This is a genomic window from Solwaraspora sp. WMMB762, assembly GCF_049179115.1.
In the GTDB taxonomy this organism is placed as follows: domain Bacteria; phylum Actinomycetota; class Actinomycetes; order Mycobacteriales; family Micromonosporaceae; genus Micromonospora_E.
Map to the genome: position 1 here is coordinate 1310502 of NZ_JBMHMD010000001.1, position 23839 is coordinate 1334340.

At 68.2% G+C, this 23839-nt stretch carries 22 protein-coding genes and 1 pseudogene; 7 read left to right on the forward strand and 16 right to left on the reverse strand.

Going from position 1 to position 23839, the window contains the following annotated elements; all coding sequences use genetic code 11:
- The first annotated feature begins 62 nt into the window (after positions 1-62).
- The 3 genes from ACN27J_RS06030 (at position 63) to ACN27J_RS06040 (ending at position 1883) form a co-directional block, all read left to right on the forward strand.
- Positions 63-542: a nuclear transport factor 2 family protein gene (locus ACN27J_RS06030; RefSeq protein ID WP_421364351.1), complete on the forward strand. Its 480-nt coding sequence runs from the start codon at positions 63-65 to the stop codon at positions 540-542.
- A gap of 98 nt (positions 543-640) precedes the next feature.
- Positions 641-1477, forward strand: coding sequence for a TIGR02452 family protein (locus ACN27J_RS06035; RefSeq protein WP_421364353.1), 837 nt, complete (start codon positions 641-643; stop codon positions 1475-1477).
- 67 nt (positions 1478-1544) lie between these two features.
- Positions 1545-1883, forward strand: a complete 339-nt coding sequence (locus tag ACN27J_RS06040; RefSeq protein ID WP_421372126.1) for a DUF5984 family protein — start codon at positions 1545-1547, stop codon at positions 1881-1883.
- Here ACN27J_RS06040 and ACN27J_RS06045 read toward each other — a convergent pair whose 3' ends face one another.
- From ACN27J_RS06045 to ACN27J_RS06080, 8 genes are all read right to left on the reverse strand, one after another.
- Entirely contained in the window at positions 1884-2618 is a 735-nt protein-coding gene (locus ACN27J_RS06045; RefSeq protein ID WP_421364354.1) for a DUF981 family protein, read from the reverse strand.
- Positions 2619-3303: 685 nt separating this feature from the next.
- Positions 3304-4509: an iron-containing alcohol dehydrogenase gene (locus tag ACN27J_RS06050; protein WP_421364356.1), complete on the reverse strand. Its 1206-nt coding sequence runs from the start codon at positions 4507-4509 to the stop codon at positions 3304-3306.
- A 27-nt stretch (positions 4510-4536) separates the two neighbouring features.
- Complete coding sequence (locus ACN27J_RS06055) at positions 4537-5997, reverse strand: NAD-dependent succinate-semialdehyde dehydrogenase (RefSeq protein WP_421364358.1); 1461 nt, start codon at positions 5995-5997, stop codon at positions 4537-4539.
- A gap of 65 nt (positions 5998-6062) precedes the next feature.
- Positions 6063-7076, reverse strand: a complete 1014-nt coding sequence (locus ACN27J_RS06060; protein ID WP_421364360.1) for an ABC transporter ATP-binding protein — start codon at positions 7074-7076, stop codon at positions 6063-6065.
- Positions 7077-7138: 62 nt separating this feature from the next.
- Entirely contained in the window at positions 7139-8206 is a 1068-nt protein-coding gene (locus ACN27J_RS06065) for an ABC transporter ATP-binding protein (protein ID WP_421364361.1), read from the reverse strand.
- Positions 8206-9117, reverse strand: coding sequence for a carbohydrate ABC transporter permease (locus ACN27J_RS06070; protein WP_421364363.1), 912 nt, complete (start codon positions 9115-9117; stop codon positions 8206-8208). The genes ACN27J_RS06065 and ACN27J_RS06070 overlap by 1 nt, the downstream gene beginning before the upstream one ends.
- A complete protein-coding gene (locus ACN27J_RS06075) occupies positions 9117-10067 on the reverse strand; it encodes a carbohydrate ABC transporter permease (protein ID WP_421364365.1) in 951 nt (316 codons plus the stop codon). The genes ACN27J_RS06070 and ACN27J_RS06075 overlap by 1 nt, the downstream gene beginning before the upstream one ends.
- Positions 10064-11491 (reverse strand): extracellular solute-binding protein, encoded by a 1428-nt coding sequence (locus ACN27J_RS06080; RefSeq protein ID WP_421364367.1) that lies wholly within the window; start codon positions 11489-11491, stop codon positions 10064-10066. The genes ACN27J_RS06075 and ACN27J_RS06080 overlap by 4 nt, the downstream gene beginning before the upstream one ends.
- Positions 11492-11880: 389 nt before the next feature.
- On the opposite strand from ACN27J_RS06080, the gene ACN27J_RS06085 reads away from it, so the two are divergent.
- The 4 genes from ACN27J_RS06085 to ACN27J_RS06100 all read left to right on the forward strand — a co-directional run bounded on the left by ACN27J_RS06085 (position 11881) and on the right by ACN27J_RS06100 (position 14446).
- Positions 11881-12624 carry a GntR family transcriptional regulator gene (locus ACN27J_RS06085; protein WP_421364369.1) on the forward strand — a complete coding sequence of 248 codons (744 nt, stop codon included), beginning with the start codon at positions 11881-11883 and terminating at the stop codon, positions 12622-12624.
- A gap of 90 nt (positions 12625-12714) precedes the next feature.
- The gene (locus ACN27J_RS06090; protein ID WP_278169454.1) at positions 12715-13284 is read left to right on the forward strand and encodes a DJ-1/PfpI family protein; all 570 of its coding nucleotides are present in this window, start codon (positions 12715-12717) and stop codon (positions 13282-13284) included.
- Positions 13285-13381: 97 nt separating this feature from the next.
- Entirely contained in the window at positions 13382-14158 is a 777-nt protein-coding gene (locus ACN27J_RS06095) for an alpha/beta fold hydrolase (protein WP_421372127.1), read from the forward strand.
- Between the two features lie 90 nt (positions 14159-14248).
- The gene (locus ACN27J_RS06100; protein ID WP_421364370.1) at positions 14249-14446 is read left to right on the forward strand and encodes a hypothetical protein; all 198 of its coding nucleotides are present in this window, start codon (positions 14249-14251) and stop codon (positions 14444-14446) included.
- Positions 14447-14484: 38 nt separating this feature from the next.
- Here ACN27J_RS06100 and ACN27J_RS06105 read toward each other — a convergent pair.
- The 8 genes and pseudogenes from ACN27J_RS06105 to ACN27J_RS06140 all read right to left on the reverse strand — a co-directional run.
- Positions 14485-14850: pseudogene (locus tag ACN27J_RS06105) on the reverse strand (IS701 family transposase); the annotation flags it as partial.
- Between the two features lie 104 nt (positions 14851-14954).
- Positions 14955-16733 (reverse strand): reverse transcriptase domain-containing protein, encoded by a 1779-nt coding sequence (locus ACN27J_RS06110; protein WP_421364372.1) that lies wholly within the window; start codon positions 16731-16733, stop codon positions 14955-14957.
- Positions 16734-16884: 151 nt separating this feature from the next.
- Complete coding sequence (locus tag ACN27J_RS06115; protein ID WP_421372129.1) at positions 16885-18246, reverse strand: IS701 family transposase; 1362 nt, start codon at positions 18244-18246, stop codon at positions 16885-16887.
- A 172-nt stretch (positions 18247-18418) separates the two neighbouring features.
- Positions 18419-19312 (reverse strand): IS982 family transposase, encoded by an 894-nt coding sequence (locus ACN27J_RS06120; RefSeq protein WP_421364374.1) that lies wholly within the window; start codon positions 19310-19312, stop codon positions 18419-18421.
- A gap of 155 nt (positions 19313-19467) precedes the next feature.
- On the reverse strand, positions 19468-20700 hold the full coding sequence (locus ACN27J_RS06125) for a cation:proton antiporter (RefSeq protein WP_421364376.1): 1233 nt from the start codon (positions 20698-20700) through the stop codon (positions 19468-19470).
- 45 nt (positions 20701-20745) lie between these two features.
- The gene (locus tag ACN27J_RS06130; protein WP_421364378.1) at positions 20746-21864 is read right to left on the reverse strand and encodes a Gfo/Idh/MocA family protein; all 1119 of its coding nucleotides are present in this window, start codon (positions 21862-21864) and stop codon (positions 20746-20748) included.
- Positions 21834-22544 (reverse strand): ThuA domain-containing protein, encoded by a 711-nt coding sequence (locus tag ACN27J_RS06135; RefSeq protein ID WP_278169457.1) that lies wholly within the window; start codon positions 22542-22544, stop codon positions 21834-21836. Before ACN27J_RS06135 ends, ACN27J_RS06130 begins: the two co-directional genes overlap by 31 nt.
- 161 nt (positions 22545-22705) lie before the next feature.
- Positions 22706-23821: a thioesterase domain-containing protein gene (locus tag ACN27J_RS06140; RefSeq protein ID WP_421364380.1), complete on the reverse strand. Its 1116-nt coding sequence runs from the start codon at positions 23819-23821 to the stop codon at positions 22706-22708.
- Positions 23822-23839: the final 18 nt, after the last annotated feature.

Consider the following 23839-nt stretch of genomic DNA (forward strand, 5'->3'; position numbering starts at 1 on the left):
CAGAGACCAGGCCCGGCCCCGGAACCTCGGCTCGTGACGACCGACCTCGAAAGGTGGACACCGTGGACATCGACCAGCAGACCCGGGCGCAGGCGCAGGAGGTGTTCGCCCGCAACCTCGAGTACATCACCGCTGGACGCATCCGGGAATGGGTGGAGCTGTTCGACCCGGCCGGGGTGCTGGAGTTCCCGTATCCGCCGCCGGGCGTGCCGTCCCGGTTCGTCGGGCACCAGGAACTGTACGAGCACATGAAGGACTTCCCGAAGCAGTTCGACGTTCGCTTCTCCGGCCTCACCTTTCACGAGACGACCGATCCCGAACTGGTGATCGCCGAGTTCGTGGGCGAGGGCAGGGGTGTGGTCACCAGGCGACCGTTCCACCAGGTCTACATCTCCGTGGTCCGCTTCCGGGACGGCCGCATCGTCCACTTCCGGGACTTTTGGAACCCGCTGGTGACGATCCGCGCCGCCGCCACGGTCGGCCACGTGTGGCGTGGTCTCGTCGATCTGATGCGTCCGGCATCCAAGCGAGGGCCAGCTTGACCTCGCGCCCTACCGTAATCGGGTTGTCCGCCACCACGGTGCTGCGTAGGTTCCTTGGCTGTGTCACTCTTCGGCAAGATCACCGGCCCGGTGTACCCGTGAGCGGCCGTCTTCGCCAGATCGCGCGGCAGACGGTGACGATCACGGATTCGGGCCGCTACCGCAACGACATCGGTGACGAGGTCGTCATCGCTGACGCGGTCCGCGCCGCGGTCGCCGGGACCCGGCATTACCTACCCTATGAGACGATCACCCTCGCGCGCCGCGAGGCAGGTACCTGCACAGTGGAGGTGACAGACGAATCGACGCTGCTCGCGGCACGCCGCCTCGGCCCCGGTGCGGCGGCTCTGGTGTTCGCCTCGGCCAGGAATCCCGGCGGCGGGTTCCTCAACGGCGCCCAAGCGCAGGAGGAGAGCATCGCCCGATCCTCAGCCCTCTACGCATGTCTGCGGGCCGCACCCGACTTCTACGCCTTCCACCGCGCCCAACAGGACCTGCGCTACAGCGACCGGCTCGTCTACTCCCCCAACGTGCCGGTATTCCGCGACGACCACGGCAACCTGCTCGACCAGCCGTACACCACCTCGCTGCTGACCGCGGCCGCGCCGAACCTCGGCGCGATCGTACGCAACCAACCTGACCACGCCGCTGACGTGCCAGCCGTACTCGCCCGGCGAGCCCGGCGGATCCTCGAGGTCGCCGCCGCGCACCAGCATCGCGGCCTCGTGCTCGGCGCGTGGGGATGCGGGGTGTTCCGCAACGATGCCGCGACCGTGGCCGACGCGTTCGCCCAAGCCTTGAACGCGGTCGCTCACTTCGACCACGTCGTCTTCGCCATCCGCGACAACCTGCCCGGAACGCCGGTCCACGCGGCGTTCGCCCAACGTTTCAGCCTCACCACCGACGAACGGACCAGCGGCCACCCTCGTGGCTGACCACCGCCCGGTACGCCGGACACCACCGGCAATCCGCTTCCAGTTCCAGCTACGCCCGCTGAACCAGGTGCACCCCTGCGGTCGGGACAAGCAGACGCTGCGCTGGTTCGGACTCACCGACGGCTGGTACCGGCTCGACCTCAACGGACATCAGCTGCTGCGCTACTCCGCCGAGACGGCGCGCCGCCGGCGACGACGACATCGCCTTCGCCGGCCCGGTACGCGGGGCGTACAGCTCGGCACACAGCAGTTCACCGATGCGGTGCGTGATCTGGATCGCCACCCGATGGCCGCCATGAACGCAGCGGCTGTTGGTTGCCGTCTGCTCGTGGTGAGACGCCGGGCCGGTGCCGGCGTCTCACGGGTCGCGGCGGATTCGTTTGTGGTCAGGCCGGGCGCAGGCTGATCAGATCCGGTACTCCGTACCGAGACGAAGGTTGATGTCCAGGCCGGCGTGGGTGTAGTAGTTCAGAATGCTGAACAGGGCGAAGACCAGTCCGCTGCCGAACCAGAGCCACCGCGCGGCGGTGAGCAGCCAGCCCGGACGCAGGCGGCTCAGCGGCGCCAGGATGGCACCGAGGCCGGCAGCCAGGTAGAGCAGCACGAAGAAGGTGTTCTCCACAAGTGGATAGCCGTTGAGCAGCCCGGTGATGGGTTCGGCGGCCGGCGCGCCGCCGACGATCTCGAACCGTGCGATGGCGGCGGCACAGGCGATCAGGACGCCGCCGAGTCCGATGACGACCACGGCGACCGGGGTGAGGTCCACCTGTTGCAGACCGGCGAGGTCGCCTCGCAGGTGCCAGAGGTAGACCGCTGCGGCGAGCAGCAAGACGCCCAGGATCAGGCACGGCTCGCCGAAGATGAAGTTGAGCGGCGGGTTGACGGTCAACGGCCAGGTGGTCGCCATCAGCGCGCCCAGCGGCGCGAGGACCAGGCCGAGCGCGCCGAATACCACCGCCCACAGCCGCGGGTCGAAGGTGCCACCGGCTGGTGCCACCGCCACCGGCCGGTCCTGCGCTAGATCGGGCTCCGTGTTGTCGAAAGCCGGCAGGGCGGCTGCGGCCGCCCGCCGAAGCAGTAGCGACACCAGGATCAATGCCAGCCCGGCGACCACTCCCATGGACGTGTTGTAGAGAATCACGTGCCCTCCCTCATGTGGTGTCGACCCTTGCCTGGGATCGGTGCCTCGTCGGCATCCGCCCGTCACCATGACCGCGGCCGCCGCTGCCTGGGCAGCGGCACTGCGCGGTCGGATCCGCCCGGTCTTCCGCGACCGCGACGGCGAGCGATTCCGTGCTGCCCGCGCGGCCGTCGCCGGCTGTCGGCGTGTCGCGGTCCGGGAGTCGCTCGTCGAGTTCGGGAATCTGGCCCCAGGTGGCACCGGCTGGAGCGGATCCGCGTGGCGGTTCATCCGTGACCACAGTGGTCGCCGGTCCGCGTCGCATCCAACCAATGGTCAGCTGGGCTGTAACCACATAGCCACTTTACGTAGTATCAACCTGCTTACGCCAGGGCTTTGACCGGGCCAACTTGATCATCCACAGTGACATTTGCTGGAACGCCAGGTGATCTGCCGGCGACTCGACGTCGGGACGGGCGGCACCGACGACATTGGACGCGCTGCCTCGCCATGGACCGCCTACCGACCGACCGCCGACCCGCCGGCGCCAGGGCCGAAGCGTGTTGTCCTATCAGTACAGCCCACACCGGACGGCAGGAAGACCGCCACGGCGACGGCCGTCGCCGTCGGCCAGAGCCAGTCCCGGCAGCCTGGGACCTGGCCGGCCACAGTTGGTCCAACTGATGCCAGCCGCCGCTTCCGCGCCTTACCGGTCCCCGGTCCAGGCCGCTTCGAGGATGGCGGTCAGGCTCGCGGTGTCGGTCGGGCCCGGATGGTTCTGGATCAGACGGGTGACGCCACTGGCCATCTCCGCGAAGCGCGGCAGGTCGGCACGGGCCACGCCGATGTCCGCCAAGGTGGGTGGGATGCCGATGTCGGCAAGGAGCCCGTTGAGCCAGGTGAGGAACGCATCTGCGGCCTCGGCCTCCGAGGCGTCGGTCACGTCGAGCCCGCAAACCCCGGCGAGGATGGCCAGCCGGTCTCCGATGGCATCCCTGGCCGCGGCCAGCGCGTAGGGCAGTAGCAGTCCGACGCCCAGGCCGTGCGGCGTGTGGGTGGCTGCGCCGATGGGGTACTGGAGGGCATGCGGGGCCGCGTTGCCTGCGTGGGAGAACGCGAGCCCGGCTAGCATTGACCCGTAGGACATGTCCGCGCGCGCGTCCTTGTCGCCTCCGTTCCGGACCGCACGACGCAAGCTACGTCCGATCCGCTCCGCAGCCAGGAGCGCGTAGTGGTCGGTGACCGGGTTGCGGCCGAGGAACACCTGCTCCACCGGGTCGCGCGGTCCGTGGGCCCGGGGTCGCGCGGTGTAGCTCTCCACCGCGTGGCAGAACGCGTCGATGCCCGAGTGGGCGGTGACGGTCGCAGGGCAGGTGTAGGTGAGTTCGGGGTCGACGATCGCGAAGTCGGGCACGATGTGGACGCTGGAAACCCCCACCTTCAGCTCGCGGTCCGGGTCGGTCAACACCGAGACGGGTGTGAGCTCGGAGCCGGTGCCGGACGTCGTCGGGACCGCGACGAGAGGAATCGTCGGCCCCGGCACCTTCGACTCGCCGTAGAAGTCGCGCGGCGTCCCACCGTGGCGCCGGATCACGCCGACGATCTTGGCGAGGTCGATCACCGTGCCGCCACCGATGGCGAGGATCACGTCGGCGTCCACCTCTGCGGCGGCCGAGACGGCCAGGGCGACATCGGCGAGCGGCACATCCGAAGTGGCGTCGGCGAACACCTCGACGATCTCGACCTTCTCCCGCACAGCGGCGACGATCTCGGCCACGCCCGGCTGTCCCAGTAGAACCTGGTCGGTCACGATGAGGACTCGCGAACCGCTCTCGGCCACCACTCGTGGGATGTTCTGCGCGACCCCTTCGCCCACTATCAGCTGGCGTGGTCCGCGGACGGTCTCAAGCATGTCGGCGCCTCCCCGGCAGCAGATCGGTCACGGTAGGTCGATCGCCGCGTAGGTGAGGTCGAGGTACTCAAGGATGCCCTCGTGCGACCCCTCCCTGCCGATCCCGGACTGCTTCACGCCTCCGAAGGGAGCTGACGGGTCCGAGATCAGCCCACGGTTGATGCCCAACATCCCCGTCTCCAGCCCTTCGGTGAACCGCAGCGCCCGCTGCAGGTCACGGGTGAAGACGTATCCGACGAGGCCGTGCTCGGTGTCGTTGGCCTTCGCCATCACCTCGTCATCGGACGTGAACGGGATGATCGGCGCCACCGGGCCGAAGATCTCCGTCTCCAGGATCCGCGCGTCTTCGGGCACGTCGACAAGGACCGTAGGCGGATAGAAGTGGCCCGGCCCATCCGGACGCTCGCCGCCCACCAAGACACGGGCACCGCGATCGACCGCGTCGGCGACCAGCTCGTCGATCTTGGCGACCGAGGCCTCGTCGATCAATGCCCCGACGTCCACGCCGTCGTCGAGACCATGGCCCACCGAAAGTGCGCCCATCCGCGCGGCGAAGCGCGCCGTGAACTCCTCGCGCACCGGCTCCTCGACGTAGATCCGGTTGGCCGCGATGCAGGACTCCCCGACGTTGCGCATCTTGGCCACCATGGCACCGTCGAGCGCGACGTCCAGATCCGCGTCGGCACACACGATCAAGGCCGCGTTGCCACCCAGTTCCATGGAGGTGCGCAGCACGTTGTCCGCCGCCTGCCGGAGCAGCACGCGCCCGACCTCGGTCGACCCGGTGAACGAAAGCTTGCGGGTCCGACGGTCGGCTAGCAGAGCGGAGACCACTTCGCCGGCACGCTTGGTTGTCACCACGTTGACGACGCCCGGGGGTACGCCGACCTCCTCCATGATGCGGGCCAGGAACAGCATGGTGAGTGGTGTCTGAGCTGCCGGCTTCGTGATCGTCGTGCAGCCCGCTGCCAGCGCAGGAGCGATCTTGCGGGCACCCATGGCCAACGGAAAGTTCCAGGGCGTCACGAAGACGCACGGTCCGACCGGCTTCGGCACGGTGAGGATGCGATATCCACCTGCGGGAGCGGTGCTGTAACGCCCCTCGACGCGCACCGCCTCCTCGGCGAACCAGCGGAAGAACTCGGCGCCGTAGACCACCTCGGCCCGAGCCTCGGCGAGCGGCTTGCCCATCTCGAGCGTTATCAGCCGGGCGACCTCCTCGGATCGCTCGGTCAGTGCCCGGTACGTCGCGGTCAACAACTCTGACCGTTTCCGCGGCGGGGTCGCCGCCCACTGCGCCATCGCCTTGCTCGCCGCGTCCAGAGCGGCGAGCCCGTCGACGACGTCGGCGTCCGCCACCTCGGCGATGGTCTTGCCGGTGGCCGGGTCCTCTACGGAGAAGGTGGCACCGCTTGCGGCGTCGCGCCAGGCGTCGCCGATCCGGAGCCGCCGGTGCTCGGGGGCCAGGATGTTCATCGGGTCGCTCATTGCGTCGCCTCCTGCGATCTTCTTGCTGATCTCCGGCGGGACCTCGGCGATCGCATCCGACACGGCTACCGCCCCGCCTCGGACAGTGACAGCCCGGTGCCCGCGTCGAACAGGTGCGCCCGGTCCAGGTCGACCGTGACAAGCAGCCGTTCGCCCGGCGTACCGGTGACGGTGGGTCGTGCCTTGACCTTGAGAATCTCCGTCCCCACTCGAACGTCGACCACCGTGCGGTCACCGAGCGGCTCAAGCCCGTAGAGCTCCCCCGGCAACGACGCGTCCCCACGCCGCTCGACGGACAGGTCCTCGGCGCGCAGGCCCAGCAGCAGCGCACGACCGTCCTCGGCCGTGGTCCAGCGGGGCCTCGGCAGCGTCCAGCCGTCCGCACCGACCAGACGGTCTCCCTCGGCGCGGCAGGCGAGCAGGCTGATCGGCGGGCTCCCGACGAATCCCGCGACCCACTGGTTGGCTGGCCGCTCGTACACCTCGGTCGGCGTTCCGACCTGTTGCACCTTCCCTTCCTTGAGGACCGCGACTTGGTCGGCCATGGACAAGGCCTCGACCTGGTCGTTGGTCACGTAGACGAAGGTTGCGCCGAGGCTGCGGTGGATGCGGGTGAGCTCGGTGCGCATCTCGACGCGGAGCTTGAGGTCGAGGTTCGTCAGCGGCTCGTCCATGAGAAACGCGCGCGGGTGACGGACCAGTGCCCGGGCCAGGGCGACGCGCTGCATCTCGCCGCCCGACAACTGAGCGGGCCGACGCTGCAGCAGCCGTTCGATGTGCAGCAGGCTCGACATCTGGTCGACGGCAGCGGCGATCTCGCTCGAAGAACAGCGGCGTGCCCGCAGCGGCGAAGCGATGTTCTCGTACGCCGTGTGTCGCGGGTAGAGGGCGTAGCTCTGGAACACCATGGCCAGGTCGCGTGCGGCCGGAGTGTCGCCGGTCGCGTCCCTCCCGTCCAGATGAACCGACCCGGCGTCGAGCTTCTCAAGGCCGGCGATCGCTCGCAGGGTCGTCGTCTTGCCTGCCCCGGAGGGCCCGAGCACGACGAAGAACGAGCCGTCCGGCACGTCCAGCGTCACCCCGTCCAGGGCTTGGACTTTGCCGAAGGACTTGCACAGCCCGTTCACTGCCACGGTTCCCATCAGGCCACCAGCTCTTCCGTGCTCACGTCGTAGACCGCCGGGGTCCCGCCGATGTGCCGCAGCCCGACCGATGCGTCAGCGGCGAAACGGACCGTCGGTGGCATCCGAACCCGTAGGTCACGCTGGCCGCCGTGGTCGACCACGTAGATGATCTCGTCGCCCAGCCACTCCGCCGAGACCACGCGGGCCGGGACCGAACGGTCCGCCCCTGGTTCGGTGACTTCCAGTGCCTCCGGCCGGACGCCTGCGACCAGGCGACGGTCGCGCCGCAGGCCCGGCGGTGGCGGGAGAACCAGTCCGCCCTGACTGCGCAGCTTCCCGTCGACCAGTTCCACCTCGATCAGGTTCATCGGCGGGGAGCCGATGAACGCGGCGCAGAAGAGGCTCGCCGGACGGTCGTAGACTTCCAGCGGCGTACCGATCTGCTCGACGCGGCCCTTGTTGAGGATGGCGATTCGGTGACCGAGCGACATCGCCTCGACCTGGTCGTGGGTGACGTAGACCATCGTCGCCCCCAGCTCCCCCTGCAGGTGCTTGATCTCGGTACGCATGTCCGCCCTCAGCTCCGCGTCCAGGTTGGTGAGAGGTTCGTCCATGAGGAATGCACGCGGCCGTCGGACCAGGGCGCGGGCAAGCGCGACGCGCTGCTGCTCCCCGCCGGACAGCTGGCGCGGCCGTCGGTTCAGGAGTGGACCGAGCCGCATCAGCCGGGCGGCCTCGTCGACCCGCTCGCGCACCTCCGGCTTGGGTAGGCCCTCGGCCCGCAGTGGGAACGCCAGGTTGTCGCGGGTTCTCAGATGCGGGTAGAGAGCGTAGAACTGGAACACCATGGCGATGTCGCGCTCGGCGGGCGGCAGGTCGTTGACCAGGGTGTCGCCGATGCGGATGTCGCCCGTCGTCTGCCTCTCCAGGCCGGCTACGGCCCGCAACGTGGTCGTCTTGCCGCAGCCCGAAGGGCCGAGCATCACGAACAGCTCGCCGTCGCCGATGGACAGATCCACGTGCTCGACCGCGACCGTCCCGTCCGGGTAGCGCTTGTGCAGCGCGGTCACCTCGATGCCCGCCATCAGCGTCGCACCGCCCCGAGCGTCACACCGGCGACGAGGTGCTTACGCACCAGGTAGGCGAAGACGAGCACCGGCAGGGCGAACACCACGGAGGCAGCAGCCACCAGGCCCCAGTCCACAGTGGTGCCACCGATCAGGCCCGCGATGGCGGGCGGGGCCGTCCGTACGCCGTCACTGGAGGTAAGGAAGATGGCGAACACGAACTCGTTCCAGGAGAAGATGAGCGCGAAGACCGCTGTCGCGGCGATGCCGGGCACGAGCAGCGGAAGCGTGAATCGCCAGAACGCTTGCAACCTGGTGTAGCCGTCGAGCATGGCGGCATCCTCGTACTCCGCGGGCACCTCGTCGACGAACCCCTTCATCATCCAGATGGTGAACGGGAGGTTGAACGCGGCGTAGATGAGGATCAGTCCGAGCTTGGTGTCGATGAGTCCGACCTGACGATACATCAGGAAAATCGGGACAACGACCACCACGGGCGGCATGAAGCGGGTGGACAGGATGAAGAAGAGTTGATCCTTCTTGGCCTTCACGGCGAAGCGAGAGTAGGCCCAGGCTGCCGGGACTCCCAGGACGGTGGCCAGCACCGTGGAGACCCCGGCGACGACGACGGAGTTGAGGAACGCGACGGACAAGGATGAGCGACCGCCGGCCGAGCCGACGAACACATCCTTGAAATGGTCCATGGTGACCGTGAAGCCAAGAAACTTGGCTGGGATCGCGTAGACGTCCCGGTTTTCCTTGATGGACGTCTCGATCATCCACAGCACCGGAAAGAGCATCACGACGGCCAGCACGGCCAGCAGCGCGACCTCCAGCACCGAGCGGCCCCGGCCGCGAAAACGGCGCGCTGGGGGCGGGTTGTCCCGGGCAGGACCTGTGGACACGGCCTCGTCGACGGAGACGGCCATCAGTCCTCCTTGAGCTTGTTTAGGTAGCGCAGGTAGAACTGCGTGAGGACGATGACGACGAGGACCATGAGGATCCCGTACGCCGATGCGGTTCCGGTGTTGAAGCCCAGGAACGCGACCTTGTAGACGTGGAACGACAACGTCTCGGTGGAGACACCCGGACCTCCGCTAGTGAGGATGTAGACGAGGTCGAACAGCCGGAAGGCCTCGATGGCCCGGAACAACACGGCGATGAGGAGCAGCGGCCATACCAGCGGAAGAGTGATGTGGCGAAACCGGAACCACTCGGATGCCCGGTCGATCGAGGCGGCCTCGTACAGGTACTTGGGGACCGCCGTAAGGCCGGCAAGTGCGATGAGCATGATGAACGGCGTCCATTGCCAGGTGTCGACCAGGATCAGGGAGAACAATGCGGTTCGCTGCTGGGTCAGCCACTCCACCTGCCCCAGGCCGAGCGAGCCGAGCATGCTGTTGATCACGCCGAACTGCGTGTCGAGCATGAATCGCCAGAACAGCCCGACCACGACCGGCGACAGCATCATCGGGACCAGGAACAGAGTTGTCAGCAGTCCTCGCCCGTGGGTGCGCCGTGAGATCAGGTACGCGATGGCGAAACCGAGCACGGTCTGCAGGGTGACCGCACCGACGACGTAGATCAACGTCGTCAAGGCCCGCTGGTGGACCTGCGACGAGGTCAGGACGGCGGTGTAGTTCCCGAACCAGATGAAGTGGGCGGGCCCCCCGCGAGTGGCCGAGTAGTCGGTGAACGACAGGTACAACGCCCACAGCAACGGAAACACCGACATCGCGAGCAGCAGGAGCAAGGCGGGGGCGATGAAGGCCACGGCGAGCCCGCGGTCACTCAATCGGCGGGACCACCCCGGTGCAGGTGGCGTCGCAGATGCCACCTGCACCGGGCGGTCGGTCGTCAGAGGGGCGGAGTCACTCACAGTCCGCCGCCACCCTCGCGGCTGCTGGAGTCGAGCACGCTCTGCTGCTCCCTGGCGATGTCGTCGAGCGCCTCCTTCGGCGTCTTCACGCCGTTGAGAGCCGCGTTCACGTTGGTGTTCTCGATGTCGACGAGGCGCGCGTACTCGGGCACGTTCCACATGTCCCGCATCCGTGAAACCGAGTCGGTGTACACCTGGTTGAACGGCTGGGCATCGAGGAACTCGGGCGACTCCAGGGCGTCCGTGCGCGATGGCACACCACCGGCCGAGGCCCACTTCTTCTGAATCTCAGCCTGCTCGAACCACTTCATGAAGTTCAGGGCCTCCGCCTGGTTCGCCTCGGAGGCGTAGGCCGACACGTGCATCCCCATGCCGCCGAGGGGCACCAGGTTCGTCTTCTGGGCCGGCAGGGTGGCAAAACCCAGCTTGTCGAGAATCTCCTCGCGCGAGGTGCCGAGCGTCGACTGCTCCGGGTCAAGCAGGCCGCCGCTCGCGGCGATCCAGTTGAACGCGATGCATGCCTTGCCCTGGGCGACCGCCGCGTTCACCTCGTCGATGAACCAGTTCCCGGAACCCTTGGCGGTCAACGGCTTCATCTTGTTGACGAGGACGTCCATCGCCTCGTGCCCCGCCTCGTCGTTGAGAACGCCCTCGATCTTGCGCTCCTTGGCGTTCCAGAGGTTTCCGCCGTAGACGCCGTTGACCGTGTTGTACGTTACGGCTGCGGCGTCGGAGCCGTTGGCCTGGTGGAAAGCCAGCCCGCTGACGCCAGGGTTGTCCGCCTGGCACTTCTCGGCGACCGAGATCATCTCGTCCCAGGTCTCCGGTGGCTCGTCGCCGATCAGATCCTTGCGGTAGATCATCGTCCAGGTGTCGCCGAGCAGCGGCAGGCCGTACAGGCTGGCGTTTTCGTCGCGCTGGCCGGTCTCCGCCTGGGGGAACTGGCCGTAGGCCGCCAGGAGGTACGGGTCGTAGGCCTCGACGTCGATGTTCTCGTTGACGAAGTCGGTGATGTCGAGGATGTTGCCGTTCGTCACGGCCTCGCCGATGTGTTGCGAGTCCAGGATCGCGATGTCGAAGTCGGTCTTGCGCGCGGCGAACTGGGTGAACATCGCGTCGTGCCAGTTCGCGTTCGGCACGGTGTTGACCTTGATGGTCACGTTCGGCCGCTCGTTCGCGTACTCCTCGTTCGCGAAGTCTTCCAGCGCCTGAGCGGGCGGCCAGTCGAACCAGATGAAGCTGAGGGTCAGCGGGTCCTCGGTGAGCGTCGGGATGGTCGCCGGCGCCTTCGGGGCGCCCCCCTGCCCACCGTCGTCCTGGCCGCCGCAGGCCGCCACCATCGTGGCGACCAGTACGGCCGCCGTCGCCATCCGCGCCTTTCGCCCGGTAAAGGTCAGTCGTCCGGTTCGCTTCTGATATCGCATCTTATTGCCTGCTTTCTAAGTGGGGACTTCCGGAGCCCTGCCGCATGCTTCGCCGAGCAGTCGCTGCGTTGTTCAGGCGTGTTGCCGTGCTGTCGCGGGGGACGACCCGCAGACCGGCGTCACGAGTACGCCGCGACGTACCGGGGTCATGCAGCCGAGAAGTCCTTCGGTCCTGGTGCGGCCCGGTGGCGAACCGAGCAGGGCGCCGAGCATGCTCATGGAAGCTTCAGGTGATCGAAGTAGGGCGCTGGCAGGCGGTTCGGCGATGATGCAGGATGCCAGCCTCCGTCACCGTTCCTATACGATTCGGGGGACGGCGTCAGCATGCAGCAGCGTCGCGACCGATGTCAACAGGTTCGCGCAGACGCAAGAAGGGACCTCACGTCACGATGGACGACGGAGCGATGACCGCGCGGGGCCGCGGAGCCATGACGGGCGGAGTGCCGCCGGAACGATCTCGCGGCCGGCTCGCCGACGAGGTGTACGACACGCTGCTCGGACAGCTGATGTCGCTACGGATCGAGCCTGGCTCCCGCGTCACGATCGACGTCCTGGCGCGAGAGCTGGGGGTCTCGCAGACGCCGATCCGAGACGCGCTGAACCGCATGGAGGCCGAGGGCCTGGTCGTACGTGTGCCACACGCCGGCTACCGCATTCCACCTCAAATCACCCGGAACCGATTCGAGGACATGCTCGAGATCCGCCTCCTTCTCGAGCCGGCAGCGGCCCGCCGATCCGCTGAACGCGCGACCTCGGAGCAGGTGGCCGGCCTGCAACGGATGCTGGAGGAGATGGCAGAGCTGGAGGGGGGCAACGGGCGCATGGCCTACGGCGCCTTCGGGCTACGCGACGCCGCTTTTCACGATCTCGTCGCCCTGAGCGCGGGGAACCAGGTCATCCGCGAAGCGCTCGCTCGCCTGCACACCCACGTGCACCTGTTCCGGCTGCTCCACGACACCCAGGTCACTCACCTGGCCATGGCCGAGCACGAAGAGGTTCTGGCCGCGATCGCCGCGCGTGACCCCGACGCCGCCGCCTACGCCATGCGTCGGCACATCCTGCTGTCCGGCGAGCGGTTCCGACGACTGTTCGACGAGGCCAAGGCCGCGGACGGGATGGCGGTGAAGGCTTGACGGGCGGGCCGGGCCGAGGAATGCTAGCTCAAATCGGATCGGATCGGATTTGATCTGCCTCATGCAGCCCCACGATGCGAGGAGAAGCAGGTGCCCAGAGCACTGCTCCTGACCGGCGACGCCGCCGAGGAGCTCGACACCATGTATCCCTACTACCGCGTACAGGAGGGCGGCTGGGACGTTGACGTCTCGTCACGGACGATGCGTGACATACAGCTGGTCATCCACGAGTTCGACCCCAACTCCGACGCCTACGTGGAGAAGAACGGCCGGAAGCTGCCGGTCGACGTGCCCTGGGCCGAGGTCGACGTGGAGCGCTATGACGCCCTCATCATCCCCGGGGGACGTGCCCCCGAGTGGATCCGGGTCGACGCCGACGTCAGGCGCATCACCGAGCACTTCTTCGCGCGTGACCTCCCGATCGCGCTGGTGTGCCACGGTGCGCAGGTGCCAGCGGTGTACGGGCTGCTCAAGGGTCGAAGGACGGCGTGCTTCCCACCCATCACCGGGGACATGGAGAACGCGGGCGCTACGGTCGTCGACGCTCCCGACGTCGTGGACGGCAACCTCGTCTCCTGCCGCGGGTGGCCCGACATGCCGCAATTCGGCAGGGCGATGATGGAGCTCTTCTCGAAGTCCGTCAAGCCCGCATCGGCATGAGCGCACCTGGCCGGCACCGGTGACGGCACCTCGGATCGTCACAGTCGGCGGGTCCCCCGTCCACGTCCTGGAGAGCGGCACCGGGCCCGCAGTGCTGATGCTGCACGGCTCCGGACCCGGCACGACCGGGTCCGGAGCCTGGGCGACGACGGCGCAGGCGCTGGGCACAGCCTGGCACTTTGTGGCTCCTGACCAGGCGGGGTTCGGCCGTACCCCCATCCCGGCTGGCTCCCGAGGTGGGCTCCGGCTGTGGACGGAGCAGGCCGCGGGCCTGATGGATGCTCTCGGTATCGAGTCCTATGCCGTGGTGGGTCACTCCATGGGCGGTGCCGTGGCGCTGGCGTTGGCGGCCGCGCGCCCCCAGCAGGTCACCCGTGTCGTGGCGGTCTCGACGATGGGCGCCCCTGGGGCGCCCCTCTCCGCCGACCTCGACGCCATCTGGGCCGCCCCCGCCAGCCCGCTCGGAGCACGAGACATGCTGAGTCGCCTCGTCCTCGACCAAGCGCTCGTGACCGAGTCGGCCGTCGCTGCCCGAGCGGCTGCGATGCGGGCGGGTGCGGCCGCATTCGCGTCGCTGTTTCCTCCACCTAGGGCGCGGTGGGCCGACGAGCTCGCCCTCTCGGCGCAGACGCTGGCAGAGGTCCGCGCACCCGCACTGCTCGTCCACGGCGCCGAGGACCAAGTCACCCCGCTCGGGACGGCAGCCCTGCCCCTGCTCGAACACCTGGCCGATGTCCGTCTGCACGTGCTCGGACGATGCGGACACGTGCCGGCGATCGAGCACCCGCTCGAGTTCCGGCAACTACTGTCGTGCTTCCTCCGGCGCGGACCGCTGCCCGAGCCGGAACTAGCCACACCGGCACCTACCGCCTGATCACCACCCTGCTCGACGAACACGCCCACCCCGCCGGGTGAACTGGTCGCCCTGCACACCTCCCGTGACCAGGCCATCCTCGCCGCCGGAGTGATCGCGGACGCCCGCATCGACCTGATCGGCGCGATCGGCCGCCGGGTCCTGACCACACTCCTACCCGACCGACGCGTCCTTACCAAGGCCCGGATCGTCAAACGCGCCATCTCCAAGTACAACGCCTGCGGACCCGACATCGACCGGGCCAGCTACCGGGCCACGATCGACATCACGGTCATGACCAGCCGTTGACACCAACCCACACCGCCTAATACGGCAGCCGCCATTTGCTAGTTGACCAGGGCGTAGTCACGGTTGAGTCGGGTGCGTTGGTGGTGCCAGCGGGCGCGGGCCTGGTGTCGGCGTCGCCAGGTGAGCCAGTCGATGGCGTGGTCGGGTGGTTGTGGGCGGTGAAGGGCGTCGGCGAGGAGTCGTCCGATCTCGGGCACGGTCAGCGGGATCAGTCCGGGTTCGGCCGGTGGCGGCTGGTCGGGTGTGGTCGGTGGGGGTGCCTGGCTGTCGGTGCGGTGGCGTAACTGCGCGGCGGTGACCGCGCAGACCGCGAGGGCGGCCATGACCAGCACGGTGTGCCGGGCGATCGCCCCGTGCAGGCGGGCCTGGCACTGGTCCAGGCCGAGGTGGTCCTTGCCGAACTCGGTTGGGTGGGCCGCGCGGCGAGGTGCCCGTGGTGGGTCCTTTTCCGCGCGGCCTCCCGCCGAACCGGACGTGCGAGTTTCCCCGCATCCGGCTCTCCAGTGACCTATGCCGTGAGTGTGGTGGATTGGCCTGCGTGGATGTGGTCGTGGCAGGTGTCGCAGACGACAAGGGCTTTGCGTCTGCGTCGGGCCATGACGGCTGCCCATGCGGGCTGGGCGGGTCCGGGCGGGCCGAGGTCTGCGAGGTTGCGGACGTGGTGCACGTTCATGTGTCCGGTCTGCTCGCAGAGCTCGCACCGCCGTTTCAGCATGCGGGTGATCAGCTCTTTTCGAGGATGATGCAGCCCGTCCGGTTGGCGGTCGTCGATGACCGCCGTTTTCTGCCGCTGTAGAGGGATGCCACCGAACCTGGCGACCAGTGGTTTCCTGCCTTCGCGGTGCAGGGTCGCCTCGAAGCAGACCCGTGGCCCGCTCGGCGTGACGATTTTGGCCTGGTGCTTGCGGGCCATCCTCGTCGGCGTCGAGTGGTGCTTGGAGGCCAAGGTCCGTAGCAGCGAGGAAAGCATGACCCACCGCAGCCGGTGAAGTCGTCGGACGTCTCCGGCAAGCAGGTAGTACTGGACGATGCCCCGATACTCAGCCCCGTAGGTCGCGACGATGGTGTAGTCGTCACGGTTCATGATCGGGGTGCGGCGCGCGGGTTGACCGCGCTGGAGGTATCGGGCGCGCTTGGCCTGGATCACCGACCGGGGCACCCGCAGAGCCACCTGACCGTTGACGTTGCGTCGGCCACGGGTCAGCTTGCGGTCGTTGTGCTGGACGGTGACGTCGTAGCCGAGAAATCTCGCCGCGCCGGTGCGGGCGTGGGTGATCAGCGTCTTGGCGTGGTTCAGTTCCAGCTTGAGGTCGTCCCGCAGGAACTGGGTCAGCCGCTGTTTGATCTCCTCGGCTTCGGCCTTGGGTCCGGCGAACCCCAGCAGGTGGTCGTCGGCATAGCGGATGTATCGCAGCCGGCGGTAGCCCGGGTCGTTCGGGTCCGAGCTGGGCAGGGCCAGCATTGCTTTGCGCAGCGTCCTGGCTTGGGCGCGGTCGCCGCGTCTGCGGGCCTTGGCCAGCTCGTTGGCCACCTGAAGGTAGGCCGGGTTGCGGGCCCGTCGTCTCCCTCGGGTGTAGTGCGGAATCAGAACCGTCTCGATGAAGCGGTCCAGCCGGTGCAGGTAGATGTTGGACAAGATCGGGGAAGCGACCCCGCCCTGCGGCGCGCCGCTGAGCGTGGCGTTCCAGGTCCAGTCCTCCAGGTATCCGGCTTGCAGCATGTTGCGCAGCAGCCGCAGGAAGCGGTTGTCGTGGATCTTCTCTGCCAGCGCGTCGAGCATGACCTGGTGATCCAGGGACCCGAAGCAGTCGGAGATGTCACCCTCGATGAACCATGCCGTCCCGGACCAGGTGTTCGCCACCTCCCGCAGCGCGGTGTGGCAGCCCCGACCGGGACGGAATCCGTGGGAACGGTCGGAGAACGACGGTTCGTAGTACGACTCCAACAGTAGCCGCACCACCTCGCCCACCAGCTTGTCCGACCAGGTCGGTAAGCCGAGCGGGCGCATTTTGCCGTTCTTCTTCGGGATGTATACCCGCTTGGCTGGGCTAAACCGGTAACGCTCATGGCGCATCGCATCGATGATGCGTCCGATCTTGTCCAGCGACATGCCGTCCACGGTTTCCTGCGTGACCCCCGGAGTCATCGCGCCGTGGTTGGCGTAGATGCGTCCGTAGGCCAGCAGATACAACTGCGGGTTGAACAACTGTCGATACAGTTCTGTTAGCGGCAGACCCTTCCTGCCGCGCTCACGGAGGACACCCAGTACCGTTTCGGCGTTCTGCATTTCGCATACCTCCCGATCTTTGGCATCCGATCACCTGGTCCCCTTCGCCCATGCGGACGGCTTTCCCGTCCTCCCTGGCAGGGCGTGACTCCTGCGACTACTACGGGACCTGCGTCGCCATAGGACTCGCGTCCCGTAGGCGATCCCACGTTCATCCTTGTCGTACGTCCGAGCGTGACGTAGGCGGCCCACTCATCTCCTTGAATACCCTCGCTGGGCATCGCTTCGCGTTCCGAAGGTTGCCGCGGCTATGCTTCATCACCGCAACAGAACGCGACACCGGTTTCAGACGCCTTTCCGGTGGATGGGAAGTTACATCGACTGGAGATTGGACTTCAGGCAATCCAGCTTTCGCCATATCACTCGGGTCTCCCAGTGCACCGCCCCTAACGCCTGAGCCCGGCCACTGGTTTCCTGGCATGCTCTTGTCCCCGTTCACCTTTCGGCTTCGGGTAAGCCATTCAGACCCAGAAACCTCCCTCCGAGTTCCTCCCAACTGCGTTGGGGATACGACAAGGCGCCTCGTGGCGCACAAGCATTCCTCGACCGGCCACCGCAGCCCGGCGGCGCGGACCAGCCGCGACACGACCGCCGGCTGACCCTCGGGCACGTAGCAGTAGTGGAACGCCAGTTCGCCGGTGGCCAGGTGACGGCGGACGAGGAGGTGGTGGCGGGGTGAGGCGGTGGCGATCCACGCCCACGCGTACCAGCGGTGTCCCTTCGACCCCGTGCCGGCCGAGCGGACCTGCCAGCCCCGACCGGCCCCACCGACCAGCAGGTCAACGGCTTGCGCGCTGGTCGACCTGTCACCCGACGGCGTCCGGACCATGAAGGTGGAGGCGACCCGCGGCACGTACGCCTGCCCGCGGGCTTCGAGGAACTCCCTCAGTTCGGTGCGGTTGCCGTAGACCTCGTCGCCGCAGATGACGTCGAAGGTCAGCTCGTCGGCGTACGCGTGGGTGCACAGGTCGATCGCGAGTTGACCCTTCGTGCGGAACTCCGCGTCCGGGGGCAGGCCCGTCCGCGCGGCGGTGTCCGGGTCGGTGATCTGCTCGGCGGGGATCCACTGCCGGGCAGCGATCAGGGCGTGGCCGGTCCGTTCCCGCACGTAGGCCAGATGCACGGTGTTGATGCCGTTGGCGACCCGACCGGCGCATCCCATGTACTGCCGTTTCACCCCGGCCGTCCCGGTGCCGTGCTTCGGCTGTCCGGTCTCGTCCAACGCACCGACCGCCAGCCCACGCCGCCGCCGGGCGGCCGCCGCGGTGTCCAACCCGGCGGCCGCGTACCGCCGCACCTCCCCGGCCACGCCCTCGGTGTCCCACACCGCCCGGTTCAACAACCGCTGGGTCCGGTCCGGCGTGGCGTCCCCGACATGCTCGGCGATGGTCCACCCGTTGCGTTTCGGGATTCTGCTGACCAGCGCCGACATGTACCGGCCGACGTGCCGCCACGTCCGCGCCTGGACGAAACACGACCGCACCCGCTCCAACAGGTCGCCCTGTGCGCGCACCGCCCGGTCAGCCGCTACCCTGGCAGCAGCAGCCGCCTTCGATCTTGTAGTCCTCACAAACACATGATCAACAGGCGGCTGCGTCCACGTTGCACCACCCCTGCCGACCCGTCCTACCTGGTCACAGCCCTAATGGCGGCTGCCGTACTAGACGAGTAAGTCCGAAGTCGGGTCAGTGGTCGTAGGCGATCAGGGACCTGGTCACGGGCTGGCCGGTGGCCCGGTTGTGCCAGATCGCGGCCGTCATCGCGAGGAGCCGCTGCGCGACTCGGGCGGCCACTCCCTCGATACTTCGGCCGCCATGTAACTCAAGGTCGAGCTGGCCCTTCAACGTGTCGTTGACCGACTCGATCAGCTGACGGACCGGCTTGAGCAGGTGCTCGTCATGACGGGGAGCGCGGTTACGGTACGACGGTCGCAGCAACCGCACCCCGCGCTCGGCCAGCCACCGGTCCAGCTCAGCGGAGACGTACCCCTTGTCCGCCACGATCAACAGACCCGGACGGTCGGTGACGAGGTCCGGGTCGTGATCGAGGATCGCGGTGAGTACCTGCCGCTCGTCGACCTTCGGGGTGGCCAGGGCCCGGGTGATGGGTAGACCGGACGGGGTGCAGACCAGATGCAGACGCAGGCCCCAGAAGAACCGCGAGTGCGAGGCGCAGTAGCCGTAACCGGCCCACCCGGCCAGGTCGGAGCGTTTCACCGTCGGTCTCGACCGGCCGCACTCCACCGGTGTGGAGTCGACCACCCAGGTCGTGTCGGACCACAGGTCGGTGTCTGCGGCGACCGCCCGGAGGGCGCGCTTGAGCAGCGGTAACGCGGCCCGCAGACGCTTGTTGTAGCCGGACTGTCCGGGCAGGTACGGGAACGCTCCGGGTAGATGCCCGGGTACGAACCGTAGCCAACGCGCCTCGGAACGTACTCCGAGCAGTGCCTGCGCGACAGCCAGGGTGAGTAGTTCCGCGTCGGACAGCTTCGGTGGCCTACCGGTCCTGCGAGGCCGTCCGAGCCAGTCGTCGATCTTCACGTACAGTGCGGTCAGAAGGGTGTTGAGGTCTGTCGTCACAAACGGATCTTCAACACCCTTCGCCTGTACCCACACGCCGGGGTCGTTAGGACTTACTCGTCTAGGTCTCGTGCCTGCACAGGGCCGGATCGGGGCAGAGCAGGTCAGCCCCACGGCACGCAGTGACGGGGTGCGAGATCATCCACTGCCGATACCTACGTTGCCGGCTCCAGTTTCGCCGCACGGGCGGCGGCGTACCGGTCGGCGGCCCACAACAGAGGGCCGCTGAGCCCGGTGGTGACCAGTGCCATGACGATCAGCGCCAGGAACAGGCCGGGAGCAAGGATTTCCGCGCTGTAGCCGGCCTGGAGTACAGCGATCTCCGTGAGGCCGCGCGTGTTCATCAGGGCCGCGAGCTTGAGACTCGCGAGTCGCGACTGCGCCCCCAGGCGGGCACCCGCATAACTGCCAGCCAGCTTCGAGACGATCGCGAGACCGGTCGCGATGACGATCGCCTGCCAGGAGACGATGTTCGGCACGCCGGCCGCCAGCGCCGCTCCGGTGAGGGTGAACATGACCGGGAGCAGCAGGCGGCCGAGCCGGCCCAGTTGGTGACTCACCCGCCCCCAGGCCCCATCGCTGGGAAGGGCGAAGCCCACCAGGACAGCCCCGAAGATCTCGGTGAGACCGAGCCCTCCGGTGGTCCGCGAAGCAGCGTAGGCGATGACAGCGACCAAGATCATGGCCGCGTACGGGTAGCGGTTCGCGAGCGTTTGGAGTGCCTTGGTCCGGGCGATCCACCGGACCACCAGCACCGCTGGAATACCGCAGAGAAGTACCGCGACCGCCTTGACGGCACCATGCTGTCCGGTGGCGAGACCGATAGCGACGGCCAGCAACACCCAGGTGACCGCGTCGATGGCCACGGCTGAAGTCATGGCGAGCCGGCCGATCTCGGTGTTCTCCATCCGCCGGTCCCGCAGGATGCCGGCGAGCACCGGGACCGCCGTGACCGCCAGCGAGACAGCCAGCATGAGTGTCAACGCGGTGGGCGACGCCTCGCCCCGCAGGTCGGCGCCGCCGGCCGTCAACACCCAGGTCGCGAGCAGAACGCCGGACAGCATGGCCGGCAGGGTGGACCCCGCTGACAACCAGGCCACGGCTCGGCTGGAGAGCCGTCCGCCACCCTGCCGAATGCCATGGGCGGCGCTCACCAGGAACAGGGCGAGACCGAAGTGGCCCAGAAACTCGAGTACCTCCCGCCCTGCGGTCTCCGGCGCGCCCCAGCCCACCTGTGACACCAGCACTGCGCCCAGCAACAGGCAGCAGGTGATCTCAAGGACGATCTCCGGCTGTCTGAGCCTCCCCGCCAGCCAGCGCCCCGCCGCCGCGGTAACCAGCACGCCGGCCAGCACGAGGGCCAGCGTGCCAGCTATGAGCGCGTCCAACCGCGCCTCCCTATCGGAGTGTCCACTGCGGTCGACCTTTTCTGTTCAGCGCCCGGGTGCGAGGGCTGACCGCCACTCCTCGGCCGGGGTGAACGGGACGGGTGTGGGGCGTTCGACCACCGTCGTCAGCTCGACCCGTCGGCCCTCAGCGGCTGATCGGAGCAGGGCGGTCATGATCTCGAGTACATGCAGCGCCACCTCACCGCTGGCCCGTGGTGGACACATCACGTCGGACCGGACCAGGTCGATCAGGCCGATCCCTCGGGCGGCGGCGACGTAGCCGGCCCGCGGTTCGACGGTCCGCCACCCGGGGCCGTCGAGCGCCAGGTGGCGGACCTCGCCGTCGAAGGTGTTCGGATCGGGTACGGCGAGGGTGCCGTTCTCCCCGTGCACCTCGATCGGCGCGGCCGTCGTCGCGACCCCGTCGAAACTGGTCGTGAGGGTGGTCAGGGCACCGCCCGCGTGTTCCAGCGCACCGGTCACGTGGGTCGGCACCTCGACCGGGATCCGCTGACCGAGGCGGGGTCCCGAGCCGATGACCCGGACGTCGCGCAGCCGGCTGGCCGCCCCGATCACGGCACGGACCGGCCCGAGCAGGTGGACCAGCGCCGAGATGTAGTACGGCCCCATGTCCAGCAGTGGGCCGCCGCCCGGGGCGTAGTAGAAGTCGGGGTCAGGGTGCCAGCGCTCGTGCCCTGGGGTGACCATGACGGCGGACGCGGCGAGCGGACGCCCGATCAGGCCACTGTCGATCGCCGCGCGGGCGGTCTGCGTACCGGTGCCCAGGACGGTGTCCGGCGCGCAACCGACGCGGACGCCGGCCGACGCCGCCCGGTCGATGATCGACCGGCCCTGCGGGAACGTGACGGTGAGCGGCTTCTCGACGTAGACGTTCCGGCCGGCGTCGATCGCCGCGCCGGAGATCTCGGCGTGCGCCGCCGGGATCGTGAGGTTGAGTACCGTCGCCACGTCGGGGTGATGGAGCAGCCGCTCGACGCTCACCGCCTCGGCACCGGGAATCGCGGCGGCGGCAGCGACGGCTCGGGCCGCGTCCAGGTCGGCCAGCGCGACGACCCGCACCGTGGGGTGGTTGGCGAGCGTGTTCAGGTAGGCGCGGGAGATGACTCCGAGACCTACGACGCCGATGCCGTGCGGGTCGCCCACACCATCCCCCTCTCGATGACGGTACGGACGCACTGATGCTCCAGCACATCGAGGCTATGTCCGGGAGTCGTCACGACGATCCGCCCGGCGCCCCAGGTTCGGGTCCAGATCGCCGGCGAGGTGACCGGCCGGTGCCACGGATGCCACACCTGCGTAGGGTGGGTAGTGGTGGCCAGCACATCGATCAGGTCGTCGTGCAGCACCCAGTACTGCTCGGTGACCAGGTCGAAGTCCTCGATCCCCGCAGTGATCGGATGTTCCCGACCGAGGTCGGTGATGGTGACCGAGTGGGGCAGGAAGTTGTCCTTCTCCGCGCCGCTCCGTTCGCACGGTTGGATGCCCGGATGGGTGGCGAACTGGCCGCCCACCAGGTGCAGGTAGTCCGAGCAGGCGCGAAACGAGTCGACGATGCCGCCGTGCCAGCCGGTGAACCCTGTCCCGGCCGCGATCGCCGCAGCCAGACCCGCCACCTGTTCCCCGGTGATCTGCGACATCGTCACGCACTGCACGATGAGGTCGGTACCGGCCAGTTCGGCGGCGTCGGCGTAGATTTCCGTCGACCCTTCCACCCGCACCACGTATCCGCTGCGTTCGAGGAACGGGATGAACAACTCCGTCGCCTCGACCGGCCGGTGCCCCTCCCAGCCGCCTCGGACCACAAGGGCTCTCCGCTGCACCACACCCGCTCCCTCCCCCGGTCCGCCGCCCCAAGCGCCACCGCTGCTGCCCGGCCGACGCCCACAGCTTCCGACCATCGACAACCGTACCCGAGCTACCATCTCTCAGCACTCGCCCGACGGGGCCCTGCCGCACCTCCGAGGCGGGCCTGAGCCAAGCCCTTCTACCGGGAGTCGAGGGCGAGAACCGCCTGGGCCGTGGCCCGGGCGGATCGTCGGTCAAGAATCGAGAAGTGGTCGCCGTCCAGCGATCGCCGCCGGAATGTGCCAGAAGTGTGGATGGACCAGCGCGGGTCGAAGTTGCGTGACCGGGTCGCCGTCAGGAGGTCGACGGGGGCGGCCGTCGTCCCGGTGGGTCGATAGGCCCGCCCCGCCTGCAGGACCGAGCGGAACCGGTTGAGGTAGCCGACGAACTCCGCCGGGTTCAGGCTGGCCAGGTGCGGGATCACCCGGGTCATCAACGGGAAACGGCGGCTGAGCTCGGCCGCCAGCCGTTCCCTGGCCGGGGTGTCGAGGCGCGCCCGAACCGACCGCCACATGACCTCCACGGTCGCCCCGTCGGGGAAGAGCGGCTTGTCGTCGGCGAGCCAGCCGAACTCGTCGAGCAGCGCCCGCTCGGGCCCGGGGAGGAAGTCCTCGTGCCCGGCGCCATTGGCAGCAGGCAGGTACAGCTCGTACGGCGAATCCACCAGGACCACCCGCTCGACCGGACGTCCCCGCTGGTCGAGTAGTTTCGCCATCTCGAACGCGACGAGCCCGCCCAGGCTCCACCCGAGGATCACCAGCCGCCGGGACTCGTCGAACGTCGACTCGATCGCCGCCACATGGTCGCCCGCCAGTCCGGCGATCGTGAGTGCCCGAGGGGCGTCGAACTGCTCGTGGGCCAACTTGACCCCGTACAGGTCCGCCTGGCCGGAGAGCTCCCCGGCCAGGCTCGTGTAGCCGTAGACATCGCCGCTGACATCGTGCACCGCGACCAGGACAGCGTCCTGTCCGCTCCCGTCGCCGGCCCTGGTCAACGGCACGACCACGGTCTGTTCCTCGCGGACCTCAGCCGCCCCTCGCGCGATCCGGTTCCAGACCGCGTCGGACTGCCGGTCGATGGTCCGGCAGTCGACCAGTTCGGCGATCTCGAACTCGGTCGCGAAGGCCTCGTTCAGCTCGGTCAGCAGGATGAGCGACTTGAGCGAGCTACCACCCGCCGCGAAGAAGTCGACGTCCCCCTGCAGCTCGTCGCGCCCGAGCACCTGCAACCAGAGCTGTCTGATCGTGGCTCTCACATCGTCCTTGGTGTGCAT

What these genes read in the sequence shown, in the direction of transcription:
- ACN27J_RS06095 (WP_421372127.1), top strand. Translation starts at nt 13,382, where the DNA reads ATGCTGCACGGCTCCGGACCCGGCACGACCGGGTCCGGAGCCTGGGCG.
- ACN27J_RS06080 (WP_421364367.1), bottom strand. Translation starts at nt 11,491, where the DNA reads ATGCGATATCAGAAGCGAACCGGACGACTGACCTTTACCGGGCGAAAG.
- ACN27J_RS06110 (WP_421364372.1), bottom strand. Translation starts at nt 16,733, where the DNA reads ATGCAGAACGCCGAAACGGTACTGGGTGTCCTCCGTGAGCGCGGCAGG.
- ACN27J_RS06055 (WP_421364358.1), bottom strand. Translation starts at nt 5,997, where the DNA reads ATGAGCGACCCGATGAACATCCTGGCCCCCGAGCACCGGCGGCTCCGG.
- ACN27J_RS06065 (WP_421364361.1), bottom strand. Translation starts at nt 8,206, where the DNA reads ATGGCGGGCATCGAGGTGACCGCGCTGCACAAGCGCTACCCGGACGGG.
- ACN27J_RS06085 (WP_421364369.1), top strand. Translation starts at nt 11,881, where the DNA reads ATGGACGACGGAGCGATGACCGCGCGGGGCCGCGGAGCCATGACGGGC.
- ACN27J_RS06070 (WP_421364363.1), bottom strand. Translation starts at nt 9,117, where the DNA reads ATGGCCGTCTCCGTCGACGAGGCCGTGTCCACAGGTCCTGCCCGGGAC.
- ACN27J_RS06050 (WP_421364356.1), bottom strand. Translation starts at nt 4,509, where the DNA reads ATGCTTGAGACCGTCCGCGGACCACGCCAGCTGATAGTGGGCGAAGGG.